General features: G+C 52.9%; 22 protein-coding genes. 2 read left to right on the plus strand and 20 right to left on the minus strand.

Annotated features, from left to right (window positions below):
- Window positions 1-19: 19 nt before the first annotated feature.
- Complete coding sequence (locus JF44_RS0115130) at window positions 20-2,155, minus strand: ComEC/Rec2 family competence protein (protein ID WP_052065960.1); 2,136 nt, start codon at window positions 2,153-2,155, stop codon at window positions 20-22.
- A 144-nt stretch (window positions 2,156-2,299) separates the two neighbouring features.
- Between JF44_RS0115130 and gltX the strand changes: the two genes are divergently transcribed.
- Both gltX and JF44_RS0115140 read left to right on the plus strand, forming a co-directional pair.
- Entirely contained in the window at window positions 2,300-3,706 is a 1,407-nt protein-coding gene (gene gltX / locus JF44_RS0115135; protein WP_033069781.1) for a glutamate--tRNA ligase, read from the plus strand.
- A 110-nt stretch (window positions 3,707-3,816) separates the two neighbouring features.
- Window positions 3,817-5,124: a citrate synthase gene (locus JF44_RS0115140; RefSeq protein ID WP_033069782.1), complete on the plus strand. Its 1,308-nt coding sequence runs from the start codon at window positions 3,817-3,819 to the stop codon at window positions 5,122-5,124.
- A 96-nt stretch (window positions 5,125-5,220) separates the two neighbouring features.
- Here JF44_RS0115140 and JF44_RS0115145 read toward each other — a convergent pair whose 3' ends face one another.
- The 19 genes from JF44_RS0115145 to JF44_RS0115235 form a co-directional block, all read right to left on the minus strand.
- A complete protein-coding gene (locus JF44_RS0115145; RefSeq protein ID WP_033069783.1) occupies window positions 5,221-5,661 on the minus strand; it encodes a VOC family protein in 441 nt (146 codons plus the stop codon).
- A 73-nt stretch (window positions 5,662-5,734) separates the two neighbouring features.
- Window positions 5,735-6,901, minus strand: a complete 1,167-nt coding sequence (gene lpxB, locus JF44_RS0115150; protein WP_033069784.1) for a lipid-A-disaccharide synthase — start codon at window positions 6,899-6,901, stop codon at window positions 5,735-5,737.
- The gene (locus JF44_RS0115155) at window positions 6,891-7,754 is read right to left on the minus strand and encodes an LpxI family protein (protein WP_033069785.1); all 864 of its coding nucleotides are present in this window, start codon (window positions 7,752-7,754) and stop codon (window positions 6,891-6,893) included. Before JF44_RS0115155 ends, lpxB begins: the two co-directional genes overlap by 11 nt.
- Window positions 7,735-8,538 (minus strand): acyl-ACP--UDP-N-acetylglucosamine O-acyltransferase, encoded by an 804-nt coding sequence (gene lpxA / locus JF44_RS0115160; RefSeq protein ID WP_033069786.1) that lies wholly within the window; start codon window positions 8,536-8,538, stop codon window positions 7,735-7,737. Before lpxA ends, JF44_RS0115155 begins: the two co-directional genes overlap by 20 nt.
- Before the next feature lie 2 nt (window positions 8,539-8,540).
- Window positions 8,541-8,990, minus strand: a complete 450-nt coding sequence (gene fabZ / locus JF44_RS0115165; RefSeq protein WP_033069787.1) for a 3-hydroxyacyl-ACP dehydratase FabZ — start codon at window positions 8,988-8,990, stop codon at window positions 8,541-8,543.
- Window positions 8,991-9,001: 11 nt separating this feature from the next.
- A complete protein-coding gene (gene lpxD, locus JF44_RS0115170) occupies window positions 9,002-10,021 on the minus strand; it encodes a UDP-3-O-(3-hydroxymyristoyl)glucosamine N-acyltransferase (RefSeq protein ID WP_033069788.1) in 1,020 nt (339 codons plus the stop codon).
- A complete protein-coding gene (locus JF44_RS0115175; RefSeq protein WP_033069789.1) occupies window positions 10,021-10,599 on the minus strand; it encodes an OmpH/Skp family outer membrane protein in 579 nt (192 codons plus the stop codon). The genes lpxD and JF44_RS0115175 overlap by 1 nt, the downstream gene beginning before the upstream one ends.
- Window positions 10,599-12,923 (minus strand): outer membrane protein assembly factor BamA, encoded by a 2,325-nt coding sequence (bamA, locus tag JF44_RS0115180; RefSeq protein ID WP_033069790.1) that lies wholly within the window; start codon window positions 12,921-12,923, stop codon window positions 10,599-10,601. The genes JF44_RS0115175 and bamA overlap by 1 nt, the downstream gene beginning before the upstream one ends.
- Entirely contained in the window at window positions 12,923-14,026 is a 1,104-nt protein-coding gene (gene rseP, locus JF44_RS0115185; protein ID WP_033069791.1) for an RIP metalloprotease RseP, read from the minus strand. Before rseP ends, bamA begins: the two co-directional genes overlap by 1 nt.
- Before the next feature lie 38 nt (window positions 14,027-14,064).
- A complete protein-coding gene (locus JF44_RS0115190; RefSeq protein ID WP_033069792.1) occupies window positions 14,065-15,225 on the minus strand; it encodes a 1-deoxy-D-xylulose-5-phosphate reductoisomerase in 1,161 nt (386 codons plus the stop codon).
- 39 nt (window positions 15,226-15,264) lie between these two features.
- Window positions 15,265-16,035, minus strand: coding sequence for a phosphatidate cytidylyltransferase (locus tag JF44_RS0115195; RefSeq protein WP_272945643.1), 771 nt, complete (start codon window positions 16,033-16,035; stop codon window positions 15,265-15,267).
- 34 nt (window positions 16,036-16,069) lie between these two features.
- Window positions 16,070-16,810 (minus strand): isoprenyl transferase, encoded by a 741-nt coding sequence (locus JF44_RS0115200; RefSeq protein WP_033069794.1) that lies wholly within the window; start codon window positions 16,808-16,810, stop codon window positions 16,070-16,072.
- 2 nt (window positions 16,811-16,812) lie between these two features.
- Window positions 16,813-17,376 carry a ribosome recycling factor gene (gene frr, locus JF44_RS0115205; RefSeq protein WP_033069795.1) on the minus strand — a complete coding sequence of 188 codons (564 nt, stop codon included), beginning with the start codon at window positions 17,374-17,376 and terminating at the stop codon, window positions 16,813-16,815.
- Window positions 17,377-17,378: 2 nt separating this feature from the next.
- The gene (pyrH, locus tag JF44_RS0115210) at window positions 17,379-18,110 is read right to left on the minus strand and encodes a UMP kinase (RefSeq protein WP_033069796.1); all 732 of its coding nucleotides are present in this window, start codon (window positions 18,108-18,110) and stop codon (window positions 17,379-17,381) included.
- A 166-nt stretch (window positions 18,111-18,276) separates the two neighbouring features.
- Entirely contained in the window at window positions 18,277-19,200 is a 924-nt protein-coding gene (gene tsf / locus JF44_RS0115215) for a translation elongation factor Ts (RefSeq protein WP_033069797.1), read from the minus strand.
- A gap of 87 nt (window positions 19,201-19,287) precedes the next feature.
- Window positions 19,288-20,067 (minus strand): 30S ribosomal protein S2, encoded by a 780-nt coding sequence (gene rpsB / locus JF44_RS0115220; protein ID WP_033069798.1) that lies wholly within the window; start codon window positions 20,065-20,067, stop codon window positions 19,288-19,290.
- 230 nt (window positions 20,068-20,297) lie between these two features.
- Window positions 20,298-23,783, minus strand: a complete 3,486-nt coding sequence (gene dnaE, locus JF44_RS0115225; protein ID WP_033069799.1) for a DNA polymerase III subunit alpha — start codon at window positions 23,781-23,783, stop codon at window positions 20,298-20,300.
- A gap of 89 nt (window positions 23,784-23,872) precedes the next feature.
- On the minus strand, window positions 23,873-24,607 hold the full coding sequence (locus JF44_RS0115230; RefSeq protein ID WP_052065962.1) for an ABC transporter ATP-binding protein: 735 nt from the start codon (window positions 24,605-24,607) through the stop codon (window positions 23,873-23,875).
- Window positions 24,600-25,850 carry a lipoprotein-releasing ABC transporter permease subunit gene (locus tag JF44_RS0115235; protein WP_033069800.1) on the minus strand — a complete coding sequence of 417 codons (1,251 nt, stop codon included), beginning with the start codon at window positions 25,848-25,850 and terminating at the stop codon, window positions 24,600-24,602. Before JF44_RS0115235 ends, JF44_RS0115230 begins: the two co-directional genes overlap by 8 nt.
- Between the last annotated feature and the right edge of the window lie 6 nt (window positions 25,851-25,856).

Raw genomic sequence — 25,856 nt, forward strand, 5'->3', positions numbered from 1 at the left:
ATATGGTCGTTGATGGTTGCTAACGCCCGGCTTTCCCGCCAATGATGATCCAGGGCCAATTGCCCGTTTTGTCACGCACGGTCTTGATTTGGGGTTTGTCAGTTTCATCTGCGGCCAGTGTGACCGCGACACCGCCCTGCCACCACAGCACGTCATCATCAATGACAACGCCCCTCCCCGCCTTTTGGCAATTGGCGGGCAAATCCGTTTGTTGATTAACAACGATATCGGCATTTCGACAGGCGTAAAACGGATTGCCGATCTGACTTGCCAAGACAATCCGTGCCGTTGTGTCGCCCGACGTAATATTCAAATGGCATGGGTCGCCTTGACAAACCTGAACACGATCTTCCTGTTGTTCCGGCCGCACGCCAAAACGGCCCATCCAGATCTGTTGCTGAAAACGGCTTAATCCGCCTGAAACATGAAGGATTTCCGTTTCAGAATCATACACCGCCCAACCTTCACGATCCCCCGAAATCAGGATTTCCGGGGCCCTGTGCATGATCTGAACCCCAATGGCAGCGATAATGATCGGGATCACCGGAATGACAAGTCGCTTGTCGCGCCACACAACCACCCAGGCCAATACAAGCAACGCTGACGCAACGGTAAACATGTTCAGACCCGTGACATACCAAAGCCCCCAGTCCTGAGCTGCGACGAGGTCTGCTGTTTCAAGCAATATGGTTAATCCCGGCTTCATCGCCGCCAAAGGCAGCGACGCAAGTCCGATTGGAGTCAGTGCAAGGGTCACAACAATCCACGGCATCACCCAAAAGGCCATAACCGGTATCGCGACCAGATTGGCCAGAATGCCCAACATCGAAATACGACCAAAATGATACCCGATGATCGGCGCCGTCACTGCGGTCACGATCAGACTTGTGATCAGCAAGCCAACAAGATAAAGCGCACCGCGCTCATACCATGACAGCATTCCCTGCCGATCGAGCCATGTCCGGCCCGGCCCGTTGTAAAAAGCAACCAGTGCCCCGACCGCGGCAAAGGACAACTGGAAACTGGCCCCCAAGACCGCGTCTGGCCGCAGCACCAGGACAACAATGGCTGCCACCCCGACAAGACGCAGCGAAATCGCACGTCGATCAAGCAACAGAGCAACCCAAACCACAAGCAACATCACAAAGGCGCGCTGGGTCGGAATTGTCGCGCCCGACAGCCCCAGATACACCAAACCAGAAAGCATCGCAGCCATGGCCGCCCACTTCTTGATCGGGTAACGCAGGGCAATCGGCGGAACCGCCGCCAAACCAAACCGGATCAGAAAGAACACGGTTCCACATAGCAGCCCCATATGCAGACCGGAAATCGCAAGAAGATGTGCGAGCCCAGACTTGCGCAAATTATCAGCAATAACAGGCAAAACCGCCCCCCTTTCACCGATGATCAGTGCCTTGGCTATTCCGGCCTCGGGGCCTGCGATATTACTGCCGATGACCTCAGATACATTTTGACGTGCACCCTCAACAACATTCGATAAATAACTGTTATCTATAGATGTATCATTTCCAATCACTTCGAATTGACGCCCAAAGACAAACCCTGAAGCGCCGATACCACTGAAGTAAAGGTTGCGGGCAAAATCCGGGTCACCCGGTACAGACGGAGGTCGCAACGGAAAAAGCCTTGCCCGGGCCCATAGCTGATCACCAATGGCCAAAGTACTGTCACCAAGGAAGCTTAGCCGTATTTTCCAATCGATTTGGTCATCTGGCAGACCTTCAATTTTGGATGGCTGCAAGGTTACCCGGATACGACTGCCGCGTGGCTCAAGCCCAATCACCGTGCCCGTGACTTCGGTACTGTAAAGCGTTTTGGTTGGAATGTGAGTTGGTCCCAACTCTGTATGAAGGGCGGCAATCAAACCACCAAATGCCATGCTTGCCGCCAACTGAAACCCAAAGGCGATGATCGCAACGCGCCGGGACATCCAAAACCCGCAGCATAAAAGAATCACAACCAGGCCAATTTGACTGAGCCCAATTCGCGCAGGAAGCAAAAAATACACCCCGCATCCCAACCCAAAGAAGATAACCGATGAAAGGAACCACTTATTTCTTTGGCTTGTAACAACAAAATCAATTTGTGAAAAAACACTCGTAATAGATTGTTTTGATTTAATTTTAGACGTCATTATACGACGAATGTCCAATAGCCCGCCTGCCGCATTGTTTCTATCTAACATCCGCTGTGGTGCAACAGCGTGTCATTTGTGTTATAGCCTGCACCCCAAAAGTCCACAGGACAAGCGACAACATCCAAATAACGGATAGATTGAATGACGGTTGTTACCCGTTTTGCCCCGTCCCCGACCGGGTTTCTACATATCGGCGGCGCACGCACCGCTCTTTATAATTGGCTTTATGCCAAACATACCGGTGGCAAGTTCTTGCTCCGGATCGAGGATACCGACCGTGAACGTTCAACGCCCGAGGCCGTTGATGCGATCTTTGACGGCTTGAACTGGCTTGGCCTGACCGCAGACGAAGAACCGACTTTCCAGTTTTCTCGTCGCGACCGCCACGCAGAGGTCGCCCAACAGCTCCTTGATGCCGGTAAGGCGTATTATTGCTATTGCTCGCAAGACGAACTGACGGCCATGCGCGAAAAAGCCCGCGCGGAAGGCCGCCCGATGAAATATGACGGCACCTGGCGCGATCGCGATCCGTCCGAGGCCCCCGAAGGGGTAAAGCCTGTTGTGCGTGTGAAAGCACCGCAAGAAGGCGATGCGGTGATCAGTGATCAGGTTCAGGGTGAAGTTCGTGTCGGCAACGAGCAGCTTGACGATTATGTCATTCTGCGCGGTGACGGGACGCCGACCTATATGCTGTCGGTTGTGGTTGATGACCATGACATGGGTGTGACCAACGTTATCCGCGGGGACGATCACCTGACCAATGCGTTCCGCCAAAAGGTGATTTATGACGCAATGGGTTGGGATGTTCCGACCTTTGCCCATATTCCGCTGATCCACGGTCCGGATGGTGCCAAGCTTTCCAAACGTCATGGTGCGCTTGGTGTTGATGCTTATCGCGACGAAATGGGCTTCTTGCCCGAAGCCATCAACAATTATCTTCTGCGTCTTGGCTGGGGCCATGGCGACGATGAAATCATTTCGACCGAGCAGGCCATTGAATGGTTCGACATCAAGGATGTCGGCAAAGGTGCTGCACGTTTCGACGTTGCAAAGCTGACCAACCTGAATGGGATCTATCTGCGTCAGGCAGAAGATCAGCGCCTTGTTGACGAGATCGCACCGCTGATTGCCAAGAAGATTGGCGTCGATGCAATTGATGCATCGCAAAAAGAAATCTTGATCAACGGCATGTCAGGCCTTAAAGAAAGAGCCAAGACTCTTCTTGAGCTCGCCGACTCTTCGGCCTTCTACGTTACCGATGGCGTTACGTCATTTAACGAGAAAGCCCAGTCCCTGATTGACGGTGCACCTGAAGGCCTGTTCAAGGAACTGGCCAACAATCTTGAAGCACTTGATAGCTGGACCGAAGAGGACGTTGACGCAAGTGTTCGTGCCATTGCCGAAAAATTCGATCTGAAACTTGGCAAAGTTGCGCAGCCCTTGCGGGCGGTGCTTACCGGCTCCAACTCTTCACCAGGCATATTTGAAGTAATGATCGTGCTTGGCAAAACACAAACGCTGAAACGCATTCGCCATTTTGATGCCTAACAACAGCGAATAAAGAAAAACTAATAACCCGTTTGCGCTTGGTGCGCCGCAGCATTATGCTGCACCAAACTTGAAACCGTGTTCGTTCAAACAGGGAAGGAAAAATAGTCATGGCTTCTAATTCCAAGACTTCCCACACCGTGACACTGACCGACAATGCCACTGGCAAGTCGTTCGAGATGCCGGTGCTTGAGGGTAGTGTAGGCCCGTCTGTCATCGACATTCGCAAGCTGTATTCTGAAACCGGATATTTCACCTATGATCCGGGCTTCACTTCGACCGGCTCCTGCCAGTCCGAACTGACCTATATTGATGGCGACGTTGGCATTCTGCGTCACCGCGGTTATGCAATTGACGAACTTGCAGAAAACGCCGACTTCCTCGAAGTCTGCCACCTGCTGCTTTATGGTGAGCTGCCCAATGCCACCGAGAAAAGCCAGTTCGAAAACGATATCACCATGCACACCATGGTCCACGAACAGATGCGCAATTTCTATAACGGTTTCCGCCGTGACGCGCATCCGATGGCCATCATGGTTGGTGTTATTGGTGCAATGTCTGCTTTCTATCATGACAGCACCGACATCAATGACCCGCAGCAGCGCCTGATTTCGGCATATCGCCTTATTGCGAAAATGCCGACCATTGCAGCGATGGCATACAAATATTCCATCGGTCAGCCGTTCCGTTATCCGAACAACAAGCTTGGCTATGCAGAAAACTTCCTGCAGATGATGTTTGGTAACCCGTGCGAAGACTATGAAGTCAATCCGGTTCTGGCCAAAGCAATGGATCGCATCCTGATCCTGCATGCTGACCACGAACAGAATGCGTCGACCTCGACCGTTCGTCTGGCTGGTTCTTCGGGCGCAAACCCGTTTGCATGTATTGCTGCTGGTATCGCATCCCTTTGGGGTCCGGCACATGGTGGCGCGAACGAAGCCGTTCTGAAAATGCTGAACGAAATCGGCGATGTGAAAAACATTCCGGAATTCGTCGCAAAAGCAAAAGACAAGAACGATCCGTTCCGTCTGATGGGCTTTGGCCATCGTGTTTACAAAAACTACGATCCGCGCGCCAAAGTCATGCAGGAAACCTGTCACGAAGTTCTTAAGGAACTCAACATTCAGGATCCGCTGCTTGACGTTGCCCAGGAACTTGAGCGTATCGCACGTGAAGACGAGTACTTCATCGAGAAGAAACTCTATCCGAACGTCGACTTCTATTCGGGCATCATCTTCAAGGCGATGGGCATTCCGGTCAGCATGTTTACCGTGCTGTTCGCGGTTGCGCGTACCGTCGGCTGGATTTCGCAGTGGAAAGAGATGATCGAAGATCCGTCGCAGAAAATCGGTCGTCCGCGTCAGCTGTTTACCGGCATCGAAGAACGTCCGTTTGTTCCGGTCGAAAAGCGTTAAGCGCCTACGATCTATTGACAAGAAAAAGGCCCGGAGTTTTCCGGGCCTTTTTTGTATCGATGGGCAGGCTTCCCCTGCCCCGGACAACAGGTTTGCTTACCAGCTGCCGGTGTTTTCCATGCTGGCCCACGGTTCTGCCGGCGCCAGAGATTCACCCTTTTGCAGGAATTCGATAGAAATACCGTCTGGTGAACGGACAAACGCCATATGACCGTCACGCGGCGGACGGTTGATGGTGACACCGGCATCCATCAGCTTTTGGCAAAGCGCATAGATGTCATCGACCTCATAAGCCAGGTGACCAAAGTTACGACCGCCAGAATAGCTTTCCGGATCCCAATTATAGGTAAGCTCAAGTTCCGGTGCCTTGTTGGCCTTTGCACTTTGAACATCGGCGGGCGGCGCAAGATAGATCAGCGTGAAACGGCCCTTCTCGCTTTCGATGCGGCGGGTCTCTGTCATGCCAAGAAGGTCGCAATAGAACTTCATCGACTCATCAATATTTTCAACGCGTACCATCGTGTGCAGATAGCGCATAACATTGTCTCCGTTATGAATTGCAATGCGAAGAACCTAATTGGAATGGCTTTTTGATGCCACCCGTAACCGGTTATTTTTTCGCGATGATTTTCAAGATTTGCGCGGCGGCCTTTTCGCTGGGCGGCGTATCGCCAAATCCCAGCATTGTGCAGGCTTGATCAAAACCGGCGATTTGATCCCGTCGTTGCGGGCCATCGGCCATCAAGGCGTCAAGGACCGGTGTTATGTTCCGGGCTGTGCAGTTTTCCTGCAAAAATTCCGGGATCAGCTTTTTACCAAGAACCAGATTAACAATGGTTACGGTGTCAATCCTGATCAGTCGTTTTGCAATCCAGCCTGTAATCGCATTGACCTGATAGGCAATGACATGCGGCACACCGGCAATTGCCAGTTCAAGCGATACCGTACCGGAAGCCGCAAGCGCGCAGTTGGCTGCTGAAAACGCATCATGGCGTTCCTGATCGGTTGCAACGACAATCGGATCAAGCGGCCATGATTTCATTTCTTCGGTAACAGTGTCTGCCACCTTGCTGACTGTTGGCACGACAATGCGGGCATCGGGATATTTGATCGCCAGTTCGTCAATGACTTTGCGAAATACCGGCAAGAGGCGTTTGACTTCTGAATTGCGGCTTCCGGGCAGGACAGCCAGAAGCTTTTGATCGGCTTTCAGATCGTGCTCGGCCCGAAACCGTTCCCGATCCCCGTCATGGCGTTCTTCGACCGCTGAGTGGCCGATAAAGGTGGTTGGCAGGCCTTCTTTTTCAAAATAAGGCGGCTCAAACGGCAACAGGGCCAGAAGATGGTCAAGAAAACCGGCAATTTTCTTTGCCCGGCCTTTGCGCCATGCCCAGACAGACGGCGCGACATAATGCACCAGCGGGATGCCCTTGCCCTTAAGCTTTTTACCAACCCGAAAGCTGAAATCCGGCGCATCAATGGTGATGACGACATCGGGTCGTTCGGATTTGGCAAAGTCAGCCGTTTGGGAAATGCGTTTAAGCAGATGCGGAATATGGGGGAGAACCTCTGTCAGGCCCATCACCGACATTTCATTCATCGGAAACAGGCTTTTGAGCCCTTCGCGTTCCATACGCGGGCCACCGACACCGATGAAGCGAATATCATCCTGTTTGGCCTTAAGTGCCGCCATCAGTCGGCCGCCCAGTTGATCGCCGGATGCCTCACCGGCCACAAGCATGATCTTCGGGCCGAGGGGTGCGACGTCATCCGTCATTGTCGCGTTCTCCGTCCGTCAGCGACAAACCAACAACAAACAGGCCCAGTGCATCAGCACGGGCAATCACCGGCGCACGATCGATGATCATGGTTCCGCCCGCCAGCAACGCGATGCCGCGCAAACCAGCCTTGTGGGCTTCTTCGATGGTTGTCATGCCGATTGCAGGCAGATCAAGGCGTTTATCCTGCTGGGGCTTGGCGGATTTCACAAGAACGCCCCCAACGCCTTCGCGCCGATAGTTTACCGACCGGCGGATCATTTCGTCTGTGCCCTCGATGGCTTCGAGCGCCAAAACAAGCCCCTGCTGGACAACGCAGCCCTGTCCGACATCCGCCTGCCCCAGTGTTCGCGCAACCCAAAGCCCGTGACGCGCGTCGCTTAGGGCCTGTTCGTCGGGCTGAATTGCCCCCAAGACACCTTCGTTGACAGCCAAATCACCCAGGATTTCATGTGCACCAAGCAGCCTAAACCCTTCGCGTTCAAGTTCCTTGCCAACAAGTTGCAACAAACCGTCATCGCCAAGTGCCTTGGTGCCGACTTTCATCAAAAGCTTAGCCGCACGCCAATCAGGTCGGATTGACGACAGACTGGGACGCGCGACTTTGCCTGCCAGCACGACGTCCTGACAGGCATGGTCACGCATCGCATCAAGTATCTTGGCAGCAGCGCCAAGACGTACCGTCACATGAGGATAGTCATCAAGCGCAGGATCATCTGCATAGCCATCAAGCTTCACAATGCAGACATCACGCCCCGCGCCTTTGGCAGCAACAGCCAAACGGGCCGGAAGTGCACCACCCCCGGCAATAATCCCCAATTTCGGCTGCGGATTATCCTGCAGAGCTGTCATATTTCGGCGTGCATACGGATCGCATGCTTTCGGCTTGAAGGAAGTCGATGATTTCCATTACCGGTCCAACACCCTCGAAGTCTGTTGCGACTTCTGCGACGCGCTCGGCAAGGGTGCCCTCCTGGGCAAACAGCAATCGATAGGCCTTGCGCAGGGAATGGATGGTTTCACGATCAAACCCACGACGTTTCAGGCCAATGATGTTCAGACCAGACAAATACGCCCGGTTACCGATGACCGAACCATAGGGAATAATGTCGCTTTCAACGCCCGTCATTCCGCCAATCATCGCATGCTTGCCAATACGTACGAACTGATGCACCGCAGAAAGGCCACCGACAATCGCAAAGTCCTCGACAAGAACGTGGCCGGCCAACGTGCCGTTATTGACCAGAATGCAGTGGTTGCCAACGTGACAGTCATGGCCAACATGTGCGCCTGTCATCAAAAGACAGTCGTCACCGATGGTTGTTTCCATCCCGCCACCTTCGGTGCCGGGATTAAGCGTTGCGCCTTCGCGAATTTTGGTGCGCTTCCCGACGATCAGGCGGCTATTTTCACCCTTGAACTTTAAGTCCTGCGGTGCGTGACCAACGGATGCAAATGGATAGACCTCGCACTGATCGCCAAGTGTGGTGTGCCCTGCGACCGCCACATGGCTGTGCAGTTTCACGCCATCACCCAAGACAACATTCGGGCCAACAACGCTGTAAGGCCCGATTTCGACATCCTGACCAATCTGCGCGCCATCTTCGACGACGGCGGTTGGATGTACTTTTGACATTATCAGTTATCCCGGATCATCGCGGCAATGGTGGCCTCGGCAACTACCTGGTCATCTACTTTGACCTGGCTTTCGAACTTCCAGACCGGGCCGCGGCTTTGTTTTTTGGTCACATGAATATGCATGACATCGCCCGGCGTCACCGGCTTGCGGAAGCGTGCGTTGTCGATGCTCATGAAATAGACCAGTTTTCCTTCTGCATCTTCGCCAAGCGTCTGCACAACCAGGATTGCGGCTGTTTGCGCCATGCTTTCGACGATCAGGACACCAGGCATGATTGGCTGTTGCGGGAAATGCCCGGTAAACTGCGGCTCATTCATGGTGACATTTTTGATGCCCGTCGCGGACTCACCAACATTGATATCGACAACCTTGTCGATCAGCAAAAACGGATAGCGATGCGGAATCATTTCCAGAATGCGCTGAATATCAACATTTACCAGTTCGGTCATGTGTGTAGCCCTTATTTCTTTTTTCGTATCAGACGCGACAAGGCCACCGTCTGTTTATGATATTCCATAACCGGAACCGCCGGGCTGCCGCCCACGGTTTCCCCCGGTCCGATATTTTTCATGACACCCGATTGTGCGGCGACTTTTGCGCCATCACCAATTTCGAGGTGCCCTGTAATGCCCGCTTGCCCTGCAAGCACGACAAAATTACCAAGCTTGGTCGACCCCGAAATCCCGACTTGCGAGACAACGACGCATCCCATGCCAAGTTCAACGTTATGTCCGATCTGAACCAGATTGTCGATACGGCAGCCATTGCCGATCACGGTGTCCGGCCCGGCGCCACGGTCGATCGTGCTGTTTGATCCGACTTCAACATCATTGCCAATGACAACACGGCCCAACTGCGGGACTTTTGCGTGCCCTTGTGGCCCCATGGCAAAGCCGAAGCCATCCTGACCAATGCGCGCCCCCGGATAGATCAGGCAAAGATTGCCAATCAGGCTGTGGCTGATAGAGGCATTTGCCCCCACCTTGCAACCAGCACCAATCACGACACCGTCTCCGATGACCGCGTTTGATGCGATGATCGTGCCTTCGCCAATCTCGCAGTTTGCACCAATCACGGCACCCGCATCGACCTGCACACCTTTGGCAAGCGTGGCGGTCGGGTCAATCACGGCATGATCGGAAATCTGTCCGTTTCCGGTCTCGAACGGATAGAACGCTGTCGCGGCCTTTGCATATGCACGGTAAGGGTCATCGGTGGTAAACAACACCATACCTTCCGGTGCACGATCCGCAAACTCCGGCCGCACAAAGCAGGCACCAGCCTTGCTGTTGGTAAAGGCGTCGATATATTTGCGGTTGTCGAAGAAACTCAGGATATTGCCATCAGCATTCTGCAAAGGCGATACATCCATAAATTCCCGCGTTTCATCAGGCGCGTTTACCGGGGTTGCACCAGTAAGACTGGCGATTTCTGCTACGGTAAATGGGCCCTTGCGGCTAAAGAAACGCGCATCCGCCATCAGGAACCTTCCTTGAATTCAACCGTGATGGTCGGGATTTCCTTGTTAACGCGATCAAAGACTTCCTGACTCGCATCCATTGATTTTGCAAACAACACAACCTGCTGCTTGTGCAGGACCAGGCTTGCGTTGCGTTCGCCTGCAACCTCACCGATGATGCCGTTCAGTGCCTGAGAAAACTTTGACTGCGCTTCTGCCAGGGCCTGGTCCAGAATGCGGCTACGCGCCTGGGCAAACTTTTGGAACTCAGCCACTTTCTGCTGAAATTCTTTCTGCTTGCCCTGATAGACGTCTGCGGCCAGCAAAGTGCGTTGCTGCGCGAGTTGTTTTTCCTCTTCGCGCAGCCCCTGTTCCCGCGTCTCGATTTCCTGCTGATAGGCGACCTGACGCTCGCGAATTTGCTTTTTTGCATCCTGCATTGCCGATGCTTCGCGCATAATGCCCGCGACATCCACAACCATTACCGATGCCACTGTTTCCGGGTCGGGTTCCTGTGCATGCGCAACCGGGGCGACTGCATAAACGCCGACCATTGCAAGCAAGACAAACAGTTTACGTAGAGATTTGATCATATTCATTAGAATCTGGTCCCGAAGTTTAGTCGGAACACTTCCTCTTTGTCGTGATCTTCTTTCGTGACGGCCTGAGAAATATCGACACCGATTGGACCAAACGGGGATTCCCAGCCAACACCAACACCGACGGAGCTACGGATGGAGCCTGTATCATAGATCTCGCCTGCGCGCGCGCCGTCAACCCCCTCGGAAGAGCCGAAATCACTGAACACACGCCCCGTCAGGGCAAACTCTGATGGCAATCCAAGCGGAAAGTCCATCTGGACTGTGCCGGTGTAATACATTTTGCCGCCCAATGCATCCCCAGTGGCAATATCACGTGGGCCAATACCAGCAGCCTCGAAACCACGAAGGTTTGAACCACCGACCATAAAGCGCTGGGAAATACGGGTATCGTCACCGATCCCGAATATATATCCGGTCGCCCCACGGGTCGAAAGGATCCATTCGTGTTCACGGTCCAGGGGATAGTAATAGCCCCCCTCTACACGTGTCCGCAAATAGGTCTCATCGCCACCAAGGCCTGCAAAATCATTGGATAGTCGGCCAAAATAGCCTTCTGTCGGCGAGATGCTGCTATCGCGTTTGTCATAGGTCAGGGTATGACCAACCGCGGATTCAACGAACTCGTTCTCTTCTGCAAGCAGAAGGCGCGAAGCATCGTCTTCGTCAATATCGGAGTAGCTGTTCTGTTCCAGCGTATAGCGCAGAGAATGGGACAGTTCTTCACTGTATTTGAAACCGGTACGCAGGCGACCACCCGTCTGCTCTTCGTCATAAGAGCTTTCGTCCTGATTGTCTTCTTCACGGCGATACAGATCAAAGCCAGCGGCAATTTCCCGATCAAGGAAGTATGGTTCCGTAAACGACAGGTCGATTTGCTGGTCAGACGACCCAATGGTGAAGTTCAGTCGCAAATCCTGCCCTTTACCAAGCAGGTTTCGTTCCCGAATACCAAGCTGACCAAATGCCCCGTCATCCGTGCCATAACCGGCACCGATTGAAAATTCACCTGTCGACTTTTCTTCGATATCGACTTCAATCACCGTCTGATCCGGCGTTGCACCAGGCAGTGTTTTGACATCGACCGACTTAAAGAAGTTCAGGTTTTCGATACGTTGTTTGGAACGCTGCATCTTTGAGCTGCTAAAGGCATCGCCCTCAACCAGTCGAAATTCCCGTCGAATGACTTCGTCCAATGTCCGGACATTGCCAACAACATTGATGCGTTCGACATAGACCTTTGGCCCTTCGGCAATGGTGAAGGTCAGGTCGATCGTACCTTTTTCGCGGTTTCGCTCCACTTTCGGGCGAATATCGATGAAGGCATATCCCTGATCACCAACACTGTCGGTAAGCGCATCCACGGCGTCATCGACAAGATTGGCATTATACCATTCGCCACTTTCGATTTCGATGAGCGGCATAAGCGTCTCAGGATCAATTTTGTCGATCTGGGAAACCACATTGATATCACCAAACCGGTAACGTTCGCCTTCGCTTACCGTGTAAGTCACAAAAAAGTCCGAGCGATCAGGTGTCAATTCTGCAACCGAAGACAGAACCTGAAAATCGGCATACCCCGCAGCAAGATAGAAGCGACGCAGCAATTCGCGGTCAAAGGTGACACGGTCCGGGTCATAATTGTCGTCAGCCGTCAGGATCTTCCACCAGGCGCTTTCGGTCGTGCGAATAACGTCGGAAAGTTCGCCATCATCAAAGGCCTTGTTGCCAACAAAGTTGATTTTCCGAATGCCGGTCGCATCGCCTTCATCAATTTCAAAGGCCAGATCGACGCGATTCTGGTCAAGCTGAATGACTTTTGGTTCGACAGTTGCGGCAAAACGACCACTTCGACGATAGAGCTCAAGAACACGCTGCACATCAGCCTGGACCTTGGTGCGCGTATACACAACACGCGGACGCAACTGCAACTCTGCCCCCAGAACTTCATCATCAAGCTTCTGGTTACCTTCAAAGGCAATCCGGTTGATGATCGGGTTCTCGACAACATTGACCTTCAAAATCCCTTGATTAAAGGAGAAGGACACATCGGCGAACAAGCCTGTCGAGAAAAGCGCCTTGAGAGAGCTGTTAACCTTCTGCACATCGTAAGAATCGCCGGGTGCAACAGTCAGATAGGCGTTCACAGTCGCACTTTCGATGCGGTTGTTGCCTTCAACTTCGATGTCACGGATCAAACCGGAACTTTGAGCATATACAGCCGTCGGAACAATTAATGGCGCCGTTCCGCCAAGCAAGGCTGTAACCAGTACAGCCGCCTTTACCTTGCGCAGCAAGTTAACCCCCCTGATGCCGTCACCCATTAGCCAGCAAGTCCTTTGAGGAAACTAAAGACACCCAATTGCGTCAGATCGTTCCAGGTTGCAAAAATTATTAAGCTGAATACCAAACCCGCACCAATACGGAAACCATATTCTTGTGCTTTTGCTCCCAATGGCTTACCGCGAATTGCTTCGATGGCATAGAACACAAGGTGTCCACCATCCAGAACCGGAACCGGCATCAGGTTGATCAACCCAAGGCTGATAGACAGATAGCCCATAAAGAACAAAAGCGGTGCAAGTCCCCCTTCTGCCACCTGCCCTGACATTTGTGCGATCCGGATCGGGCCGCCAAGTTCAGAACTGTCGCGATCACCGCTGATCATTTCACCAAGTGCCGCAAAGGTTTGCGTGGTCAGCGAGTATGTTGTTTCAAACGCACGGCCAACCGATTCAATGACGCCCGTACGGCTGGTCTCAAACGCACCGGCCGTAATCCCAAGGCGACCGACAGTTTTGCTTACGCCGCCCTCTTCGACTTCGAGCGCTTCGGGCGTTACGGCAAGATCGACGGTTTGACCATCCCGCAGAACAGTGACCGAGATCTCCTGCGCGGGGTGTGCGCGCACAATATCGGAAAGATCAGAGAACCATTCAACAGATTCGCCATTAATTGCCGCAACCCGGTCATCGGTCACAAAACCGGCAACAGATGCCGGACTGTCATCAAGAACATCGCCGACAACCGGCAACGCACGTTGTTGGCCAACTGCCGCAAACAGAAACGTGAAAACAATGATTGCAAAAATGAAATTGGCCAAAGGCCCGGCAAAAACAATTGCCGCACGTGCTGCTACACCTTTGTGATGAAAGGCGTATTTTGCCTCTTCGTCGTCGATGTCGTCACGATGACCGGCACTGGCGGGGTTCATATCGCCGAACATCTTCACATAGCCGCCGAGCGGGATCAGGCTGACCTTCCAGCGTGTGCCTTTCTTATCCTGCCAGCCAAACAGTTCCGGTCCGAAACCGATTGAAAAAGCTTCGACTTTCACGCCGTTTTTGATCGCGACCCAGTAGTGACCGTATTCATGAACAAATACGAGAACAGACAGCACAAAAAGAAAAGCAAGCAAGGTTTCCATCAAGAATTCCCTAAGCCGGGCAAACCGGCAATTTTAACCTAAACAGATGCCAGGCAGTCCATCGTTTCCCGACGAACCATTGCATCTGATTCAAACACCTGATCGAGACTGGTGAGCTTTTCGCTTCCAATCTTTGACATCATTTTTTCAACGGTATTGGCGATTTCAAGAAAACCGATCTGGTCTTTCAAAAACGCGGCAACCGCAACTTCGTTTGCGCCGTTCAGAACAGTAGGCAGCGTACCGCCTTCCTGCAAGGCCTGTCGCGCCAAACGCAGGGCCGGAAAACGTTCCGTGTCCGGTGACTGGAAGTTCAAGCTGCCGATCGTGGCAAAATCAAGACGCGGTGCATCGACCCTGATCCGATCAGGCCAGGACAGCGCATATGCAATTGGTGTGCGCATGTCTGGTGACCCAAGCTGAGCAAGAACAGAACCGTCTGAATATTCCACCATACTGTGAACAACCGACTGGGGATGAACAACGATTTCAATCTGTTCTTCCGCCACAGGGAACAGATGCCATGCTTCAATCAGTTCAAGGCCCTTGTTCATCATGGTCGCAGAATCGATGGATATCTTTGCGCCCATTTCCCAATTGGGGTGTGCCAATGCTTGCGCACGGGTAACAGAACGCATATCCGCCAATGGCCATTCACGGAACGGCCCGCCAGACGCTGTCAGAAGAATCCGGTCGATGCGATCTTCTTCCCGTTCTTCAAGAACCTGAAAGATCGCGCTGTGTTCAGAATCAACAGGGATAAGGGTCGCATTATGCTTGCGCACTTCTGCCGTCATGAGCGGGCCTGCACACACAAGTGTTTCCTTGTTTGCAAGCCCGACACGTGCCCCACGCCGAATAGCAGCCAAAGTTGGCTTGAGCCCTGCGGCACCGACAATTGCCGCGATAACGATGTCAGAGGGACGTTCGGCCGCCTCGATCAAAGCGTTTTCACCTGCTGAGGCCTCGATATTGGAACCTTCCAAGGCGTCGCGCAGGTCTTCGAAACAGGTCGGATCGCCAATCACCGCGCATTTGGCACCAAGTTCTCGTGCGACCTTGGCAAGCGCGTGAACATTGCGATGCGCAGTCACGGCTTCGACACTGTATTTGTCAGCGTGGGCTTTCAATATATCGACGGTACTCGCCCCGATGGAGCCAGTAACACCAAAAACACTGACGGACTTCTTCAAAATCATCAAACACCTGTGAGGAAAGCAACCGAAAGACCGGTTGCCTTATCGCAGAGCAAGCCCTGCGAAACAGATAATAACAAATGCAACCGGAAACACCGATAACATCCCGTCAGCACGATCAAGCAAACCACCATGTCCCGGGATCAGGTTGCTGCTGTCTTTCACCTTAAACCGGCGTTTAAGCGCGGATTCACCAAGATCACCAATTTGCGCCACAACAGCCAGGATCATGCTGACTGCTATAATTATCCAGTCAACGGTACCTGAACTGAAATAGGTCACCAATCCACCGATAACCCCAGCACAGGCCATGCCACCGAGCAACCCGGCCCAGGTTTTCTTGGGACTGAAACGCGGTGCGAGTTTTGGACCGCCAATGATCTTGCCAAATGCATATCCGCCCGTGTCTGTCGCCCAAACAAGGAAAAACAGCCACATGATGATCAACAAGCCATCTGCGTCATGCGTTCGCAGCCAAAGGGCGGCAAGTGCCCCAAGCGAGACGTACAGGACGCCAAATCCGGCAATGAGCCAATTCGCGCCTGATCGTGCGGCTGCAATGATGGCACTGATAGCCAGTGGCATCATGATGTATTCTGCCTGCCCGGTTTGATACATCAACATGGCAACACCAAGTGCCACGGCGTTCACCACGGAAATTGCGGTATAATGCCCGGGCGCGGACATACGAGACCATTCCCACATCATCCCGGCAGAAAATACAAACAACAAGATATCAAAATAAGGGGAGCCGAACCAAACCGCAGCAACAGCCACAGGGGCCATTACCATCGCGGATAAGATGCGCGGCATCAGTCCGGAATTAGTGTCTTTTTGAGGTTCGGTCTCAGATGACGGCACCAAAACGCCGCTCCCGCCCGGCAAAGTTATCGATAGCTTTTTCCAAATGGCTGCGATCAAAGTCCGGCCAAAGAACGTCTTCAAAGACAAATTCAGTATAGGCAGATTGCCACAGCAAGAAGTTGCTTATCCGCTGTTCTCCGCTGGTCCGGATGAGAAGATCCGGATCAGGAATTCCTGATGTCGACAAGTTCTGTTCAATCAGTTCTTCGGAAATATCGGACGGTGACAGTTCACCGGCTGCAACCTTAAGCGCGATTTCGTGCATCGCATGCGTGATCTCAGCCCGTGCGCCATAACTCAGCGCAATCGTCAGGTTGAGACGCGTGTTGTTTCGCGTTTCTTCTTCGGCCTTTGTCAGCAGTTCGCGAATATCATCTGCAAAACGGGTGCGATCACCGATAATACGGATTTTCACACCGTTCTTGCGAAGTGTGGAAAGTTCGCGCTTAACAAACAGGCGCAAAAGCCCCATCAGATCGCTGACTTCACTTTCCGGTCTCTTCCAGTTTTCGGTCGAAAACCCATAAAGTGTCAGATATTCGATTCCGAGTGCGCCGGCAGCTTCAATTGTTCGCCGCACAGCATCCACACCGGCACGATGACCCATCGTACGTGGTCGCCCACGACCACGGGCCCAGCGCCCGTTGCCATCCATGATGATGGCAACGTGGCGCGGCACGCATGGTGTCTCTGAAGGTTGGGTTTGTGAAGAAAGCACAGCCATAATCAGACTTGCATGATTTCCTGTTCTTTATGCGCAAGCGTCTCATCGATCTCGCCGATGACTTTGTCGGTCAGCTTTTGCACTTCTTTTTCTTCGTTGTGCATCTCGTCTTTGGAGATGTCACCATCCTTTTCCCACTTCTTGAGCTGATCCATACCGTCGCGACGAACGTTGCGCACTGAAACCTTGGCTTGTTCGGCGTATTTACCGGCAACCTTGGAAAGCTCGGCACGGCGTTCTTCATTCAGCGCCGGGATCGGAACACGAACAAGCGTGCCGTCAGCAGCCGGGTTCAACCCCAGGCCGGCTTCACGAATGGCTTTCTCGACGGCCTTAACCATCGTTTTGTCCCAAACCTGAACCGAGAGCATGCGGGATTCCGGAACGCTTACCGAAGCCACCTGGTTAAGCGGGGTCGGGACGCCATAAGCTTCAACCATGACCGGCTCAAGAAGGCTTACACTGGCGCGCCCGGTGCGCAGACCGGTAAATTCCTTGTGCAATACTTCGACAGCCCCTTCCATACGGCGGGACAGGTCTTTTTTTAGGCCAGCAACGTCAGACACGTTCAGTCTCCATTCGAAATAATCGTAAACGTCCCCTTCGCAGAAACAACGTCTGCAAAGGCACCCGGATTATGCAAAGAAAATACGATAACCGGAATATCATTTTCGCGTGCCAAAGAAATAGCCGATGCGTCCATAACACGCAAATCTTTGGACAAAACTTCCATATAGGTCAGTGCATCATAACGCTCTGCCGTCGGGTCGGTTTTCGGGTCGGCAGTGTAAACACCATCAACCTGCGTTCCCTTGAGCAGGGCATCGCAGCCCATTTCGACCGCGCGCAAAGCAGCGGCCGTATCGGTCGTGAAGAACGGATTGCCCGTTCCGGCCGCAAAGATAACAACCCGCCCTTTTTCCATGTGGCGCACAGCGCGGCGTCGGATATAGGGTTCACAAACAGAGGACATCGGGATTGCAGATTGAACACGGGTCTGAACACCGTGGCGCTCAAGCGCGTTTTGAACCGCGAGCGCATTCATGATGGTCGCGAGCATGCCCATGTAGTCGGCTGTAGCACGTTCCATGCCCTGAGAAGCACCCTTGACCCCGCGGAAGATATTTCCCCCGCCAATCACCATGCAAACTTCGGCACCCATGTCATGAACGGCTTTGATTTCGCTGGCAATCCGGTCAACCGTCTCAGGATCAATACCGTATTGCTGTTTGCCCAAAAGCCCCTCACCCGAGAGCTTCAAAAGGACGCGACGAAATTTCAGTTGGCCGTTTTCTGCCATATCGTAATGCCTCTTAAATGCCGATGTAACGCATTGCCCTAATTCGGAAAATGCAAAATTCAGATATAAAAAGACCGGCGAGCAACAGGGCGGATATGCGCTGTGGACCTCGCCGGTCTGGATCATACACGAAATGATGGCAAACGCACCATTCCGAACAGATGTTTTATTTGTTCAGCTGCTCAGCAACTTCGGCAGCAAAGTCTTTGTCTTCTTTCTCGATGCCTTCACCGAGTTCAAAGCGGACAAAACCTTTAAGGGTGATCGGCTTGCCAGCTTCTTTGGCAGCGTTTTCAATCACGGTTTTGACTTTGTTTTCGCCGTCAATCACGAAGGTCTGCTCAACCAGCACAACCTGTTCGTAATATTTACGGATACGACCTTCGATCATCTTTTCGATGATCTCTGGCGGACGACCGGATTCTTTGGCCTGTTCGGTCAGAACAGTTTTTTCGCGTTCGACCAGTTCCGGGTCAAGATCTTCAATCGTTGCCGAAGCCGGGTTGGTTGCAGCAATGTGCATTGCGATCTGTTTACCCAAGCCTTCGAGAACGCCAGCATCTGCTTCGGATTCCAGAGCAACCAGAACACCGATCTTACCAAGATCCGGTGCAATTGCCGAATGGACATAAGAGGTGATTGCCCCTTTTTCGACCGAAAGACCAGCAGAACGACGCAGGGTCATGTTTTCGCCGATGGTGGCGATCATGTGGGTGACCTGCTCTTCGACGTTACGCGAAGTACCCGGGAAAGCAGCAGCTTTGAGGGTATCGAGGTCGCCGTTTGCAGCCACAGCCTGATTGGCGATTTCGCTAACAAATTTCTGGAAGTCTTCGTTACGCGAAACGAAGTCGGTTTCAGCGTTCAGCTCGACAACTGCACCTTTGGTGCCGTCAACAGAAACGGAAACCAGGCCTTCTGCAGCAACGCGGCCAGCTTTTTTGGCAGCAGCAGCAAGACCTTTGGTACGCAGCCAGTCAACAGCTGCATCAAGGTTACCATCGGTTTCGGAAAGCGCTTTTTTGCAATCCATCATGCCAGCGCCGGTGGTTTCGCGAAGCTCTTTAACGAGAGCAGCGGTAATAGCCATTTTTAAAGCCCCTAAGTACGCGATCAGGTTAACACCTAACAAAACGGCGGCATGCTAGCCGCCGTTTCATCAGGTACAAAATGAAACTTATGCGGAAGCTTCTTCTGCAGCTTCGGAAGCAGCTGCTGCTTCGGCCGGGACATCTTCGGCTTCGCCGAGGTCTGCGCCTGAAGCAGTCATTTCTTCCTGGATGCCGTCCAGAACAGAACCAACGAACAGATCGCAATACAGCTGAATTGCACGAATCGCGTCATCGTTGCCCGGAACCGGGAACTGGATGTTTGCCGGATCGGAGTTCGAGTCGAGGATCGCAACAACCGGGATGTTCAGGTTTTTGGCATCCTGAATAGCAAGGGATTCTTTGTTGGTGTCGACCACGACGATGATGTCAGGAAGACCACCCATGTCCTTAATACCGCCAAGCGCGCGCTCAAGCTTGTCGCGCGAACGGGTCAGGTTCAGGATTTCTTTTTTGGTCAGACCTTCTGCACCCGAAGACAGGATTTCTTCCTGTTCTTTGAGGCGTTTGATCGAGTTGGAAACAGTGTTCCAGTTGGTCAGCATGCCGCCGAGCCAGCGATGGTTCACATAGTACTGACCGCAACGCTTTGCAGCGTCTGCAATGATCGGGGAAGCCTGACGCTTGGTACCGACGAAGAGAACACGACCACCTGACGCGGTTACGTCACGAACAGCCTGCATCGCACGATGCAGCATCGGGACGGTTTCCTGCAGGTTCAGGATGTGGATGTCGTTGCGGGCACCAAAGATGTACTGTTTCATCTTCGGGTTCCAACGGCGGGTGTGGTGACCAAAGTGGACACCAGCTTCCATGAGCTGGCGCATGGTAAAGGTTGGCAAAGCCATGATAATTCCTACCTTTTTCCGGTTAATACCTCCGCGAAAGGGAATTTCATGCCGACTGCATGAAACACCGGATGGACGAGTTGCCATATGACGGCAGTCGCCGCTCTTTCGCGTGCGATGTTCGGGCGGGTTTTAATCCCGTCCCGCAAAGAATGCAACCCCTAAAATGCGCACAAATGCGCGGTTTTGCCTGCACCGCCGGGATAGAACGATGCAACCAGATGAAATCATCAGATTTCTTCGGCAAATTCCACACCGGGAATAGAGCCAATTGCCCCAATCAAAGACGGCCCGACCTTGTAGTTATCTTCAAGTTCGATCTCGGCCATACGTCCGTCATCACACACAGACGACAGGGTAACAAGCCCTCGGCCCTTACCCGCTTTTTCAAGCAATTGACAAATTTCAGGAACCGGGTCGGGACGGTTCAGTCGAATACGTATCCCTTCTGCAGCGCCGGATACAGCGTGTTCAAGGTCTTCGACCCGCTGTCCCTGAATGCGCAATTGTCCTTCGCGCATCTCCGCAGAGACGATCAGCAAAACCGGACGCCCCGCATTGATGATTTCCTTATAAGCCGCCCATGCTTCTGCCCAAAAGGCGACTTCGAAACTGCCGGTCGGGTCCGAGAACATGACAAAGGCGAACTTTGATCCGTTTTTCTTCGAGATCATTTCACGCGCATTGATCAGCGTCCCTGCCAAACGAATGGCCCCCTTGTTCGATGCACGCATACGGGCGGGCAATTCCTTGATCGGGGCAATACCGATGCGCTGGAGGCTTTTGCCAAACGTATCAAGCGGATGGGCCGAGAGATAAAAACCAATGGCCGAAAATTCCTCGGTCAGTTTTTCCATCGGCACCCAATCACGGTCATCGGGCAAACGGATCTTGTCTTTGCCAAAGCCGCTGCTATCACCAAACATCGAAATCTGATCGTCGTTGCGCGCATGCATCTCGCGTTGGGCAACGGCAATCACCTTGTCGACGTTCTCAAACATGACCTTACGGTTACCAGCCAGGCAATCCAGCGCCCCTGCCCGCACAAGGTTTTCAAGCAGACGTTTATTGACCGCGCGGCTGTCAATGCGCGATGCAAAATCTGTGATGTCTTTAAACGGTCCGTTTGCTTCGCGTTCGGCGACCAGACTTTCCATCGCCGCGTCACCCACATTTCGAACTGCCGCCAGCGCATAACGGATTTTGCCCACACCATCATGGTTTTCCACCGAAAACGTCACTTGCGAGTTGTTCACGCACGGCGGCAGAATTTCAATTTCCAGACGTTCGACTTCTTGCTTGAACACCGCGAGCTTTTCGGTGTTATGCATATCAAGCGTCATGAGGGCAGCCATGAACTCGACGGGATAGTTCGCCTTGAGATATGCCGTTTGATAGGCAACAAGCGCGTAGGCAGCCGCGTGTGATTTGTTAAAACCGTAAGACGCGAATTTGGCAACCTGATCAAAAATGTCAGATGCCTGCGCCCGGTCGACACCGTTCTTTTCCGAACCGTCAACAAACAGGCTACGCTGCTTTTCCATTTCCTCGGCGATCTTTTTACCCATGGCGCGGCGCAACAGGTCAGCACCGCCAAGCGAATAACCCGCCATGATCTGGGCAAGCTGCATGACCTGTTCCTGATAGATCATGATGCCATAGGTTTCTTCGAGGATCGGCTGCAACATCGGGTGCATGTAATCAGGTTCTTCCTGACCGTGCTTACGCGCGATGTAATGGGGAATATTATCCATCGGCCCAGGACGATACAGCGCCACAACAGCGATAATATCTTCAAGGGTATCAGGCTTCAGGCCGCGCAATACGTCCTGCATACCTTGGGATTCAAGCTGGAACACCCCGACTGTTTCAGCCGCAGAAAGCAATTTGAACGAAGGCCTGTCATCAAGCGGAATTGCACTGATATCAAAATCTTGCGGGACGTCTTTACGTTGGCGCATCAACTTGATGGCCTCGATAATCACCGTCAGCGTTTTCAAGCCAAGGAAGTCAAACTTCACCAGACCGGCATTTTCAACATATTTCATGTTGAACTGGGTCACCGGCATATCAGAGCGCGGATCACGATAAATCGGGACCAGCTCATCAAGGTCACGGTCGCCGATCACAACCCCCGCCGCGTGGGTCGATGAGTTACGGTAAAGGCCCTCGATCTGCATGGCGATCGACAGCAAACGATCAATATCCGGGTCTTCGCGCGCGATGCGGCGAAGGTCCGGTTCCATATCAATGGCTTCTTTCAGCGGGATCGGCTTTGCCGGATCGCCCGGGATCATTTTACAGATTTTATCGACATAGCCGTAAGGGATGCTCAGCACACGCCCGACGTCACGCACGGCCGCCTTGGCCTGCAGTTTACCAAAGGTAATGATCTGTGCGACGCGGTCATGACCGTATTTTTTCTGCACATATTCGATCACCTCACCGCGCCGATCCTGACAGAAATCGACGTCAAAGTCAGGCATGGACACACGTTCCGGATTAAGGAAACGTTCGAACAGCAGCGAGAATCGCAACGGATCAAGATCCGTGATCAACAGCGCATAAGCCACAAGCGAGCCCGCACCGGAACCACGGCCTGGCCCAACGGGAATTTCGTGATCCTTGGCCCACTGGATAAAATCGGCAACGATCAGGAAGTAACCGGGGAATCCCATCTGATTGATGATGCCAAGCTCATAATCAAGACGTTCCCAGTATGGTTTGGCGATCTCTTCCCTGTCGGCGTCAGACATATCGTCAGTATAAACATATTTCTCAAGACGGGCTTTCAGCCCCTCTTCGGACATGTGACGCAATTCATCGACTTCGGTACGGCCTTCGCCACAATCAAAGGGCGGCAAGATCGGGTCGATCTTTTCAACATGCCAGGAGCAGCGTTTGGCTATCAAAACCGTATTATCGCAGGCCTCGGGAATGTCGGCGAACAATTCGCGCATTTCGGCCGCGGTCTTGAAACGGTGATCGGGTGTCAGTTTCCAACGGTCTTCCTGACCAACAACCGCCCCCTGCCCGACACAGATAAACACGTCGTGCGCTTCATACATATCAACCGTGGGGAAATAGCAGTTATTGGTCGCAACCAACGGCACATCATGGTCATAGGCAAGCTTGACCAGGCCTGGCTCAACCAATTCTTCCAAAGGTTCGCCGTGGCGCTGCAGTTCAATGTAAAGGCGGTTGCCAAAAATGTTCTTGAGCTCGGACAGGCAGCTTTCGGCCTTTTCAACCTGTTCATCCCCCAACAAACGCGCAAGCGGCCCGGTCGGACCACCGGTCAAACAAATGATATGTTCACCATGTTCGCGAATATGGTCGTAAAGCGCCTTTGGTTCGCTCCCGGCTTCGGATGTCATGTGCGCACGAGAAACAATTTTCAGAAGGTTGAAGTAACCCTCCTTGTTTTGCGCGATCAGCACCAATCGATCCGGCATCGGTTCACGGGCGATCTTGCCAACGACCGGCTTATCGCCAAACCGTTCGATGCCCATCTGCACACCCAAAATCGGCTGCACACCGGCACCACTCAGAACGCCGGCAAAATCCAGCGCACCAAACATATTGTCGGTATCGGTCATGGCAACGGCAGGCTGGCCGTCATCAGCACAGAGTTTGGCCAGCTCCTTGGTCGTGATGGCACCTTCGGCAAGCGAATAGTTGGTGTGAACACGAAGATGGACGAAACCATTTTCCATCGGAGCTAGACCTCTGAAATATAATAAAAATGCTGGCAATCTGCAGCCGTGATAGACAGCAGATTGCCAGCTTAAAGAATTTTGATCGCTTAGGAAAGATCAGCCGGATCAAGTTCGATCAAATGACCATCGCGCAGCGTTACCACCCGGTCCATCTGGCGGGCGAGTTCCGGGTTATGGGTCGCAATCAGCGATGCCAGACCGGTTTCACGCACCAGCGTCATCAACATGCCAAACACCGTATCTGCGGTATGGGGATCAAGGTTACCGGTCGGTTCATCCGCAAACAAAACGTCCGGCACATTGGCAAGCGCACGGGCAATCGCCACACGCTGCTGTTCCCCGCCGGACAAACGTGCCGGGCGATGTTCAGCGCGGTTTTCCAGACCAAGGCAGCGCAGCAATTCAAGGGCCCGTTCTTCGGCGTCTGATCGTTTCAAGCCGTTGATCATTTGCGGCATCACGACATTTTCAATGGCTGAGAATTCCGGCAGAAGATGATGATACTGATAGACAAACCCGATATGGCTGCGGCGCATTTCAGTACGCGCCAGATCAGACAAATCTGTGCTGCGCTTGCCACCAATCGACACCAAACCGCCATCAGGTTTTTCAAGCAATCCGGCAATCTGCAACAACGTCGACTTGCCCGCCCCCGATGGACCGACAAGAGCAACGATTTCACCCTGATGAATTTCAAGGTTAACCGATTTCAGGATTTCAAGTTGATCCGGCCCCTGATTAAAGACGCGGTCAATCTTGTCGAGACGCAGCACGACATTGCGCGAGCGTTGCTCTGCTGTGGTTTTCATCACATCACTCATAACGCAATGCCTCCACCGGATCGAGGCGCGATGCCCGCCACGCAGGATATACCGTGGCAAGGAACGACAAGGTCAAGGACATGATGCAAACCATGACCACTTCGCTGACATCCATGTCGGCGGGAAGTTGCGAGAGGAAATAAATCTCGGCATTAAACAGGTCAGTCCCCGTCAGTGTTTGGATGAACTGTCGGATGTTTTCGATATTCAGACAGAACAGAACCCCGATGATCAGGCCACTGATCGTGCCCAGCACCCCGATGGATGCACCAGCCAGGAAGAACACCTTCATGATCGACTGACGGGTCGCCCCCATGGTGCGCAGGATTGCGATATCGCGTCCCTTGTCCTTAACCAGCATCACCATGCCGGAAATAATGTTAAAGGCCGCCACCAGAATGATCAGGGTCAAGATCAGGAACATGACATTGCGTTCGACCTGAAGCGCATTGAAGAACCCGGCATTTGACTGCTGCCAATTCACCAGACGCAGCGGATGTTCTGACAATGCGCCAAGCAGCTCATCCATGGTGTCATCAAGTGACGAGATATCATTCAGCATCACTTCAAAATGGGTGATCTGTTCGGGCAGACGGAAATAGACCTGGGCGGCAGATAACGGCATGAAGATAAAGCCGCTGTCATATTCATACATGCCGATATCAAACAGCCCGGCGACTGTATAGGCACGCACACGCGGCACCGAACCAAATGCCGTTACATTCCCCTTGGGCGAGATCAGATTGACAGTATCGCCAACCCCGACGCCAAGTTTCATGGCAAGGCGCGCGCCCATGATCACTGTATCGTCGCCCTTGAAGTCATCAAGCGATCCGAAAATGATGTTATCAGCAATGGTTTCACGTTTTTTGACGTCTTCCGGGCGCATGCCGCGCACGATTGCGCCAGAGGCGCGACCATTTTTTGATGCCATGACCTGCCCTTCAACAACAGGCACGTTCAGCATAACGTTGCCGTTCTTGGCAATCTCATCTTCGATCTTGGCGTAATCACCAATCCCGCCGTTGCCTTGCGCATAAACTGAAATATGCCCATTCAGCCCCAGAATTCGACCAAGAAGTTCCGCACGGAAACCATTCATCACCGACATGACAATGATCAGTGTTGCAACACCCAGCATAATGCCAAGCAACGAAAAGATGGCGATGACGGAAACAAAGCCTTCCTGCCGACGTGGACGCAGGTAGCGGAAGGCCACCATACGCTCGAACGGACTGAACATGGGCAA

The organism is Thalassospira australica, assembly GCF_000763295.1.
GTDB classification, from domain to species: domain Bacteria; phylum Pseudomonadota; class Alphaproteobacteria; order Rhodospirillales; family Thalassospiraceae; genus Thalassospira; species Thalassospira australica.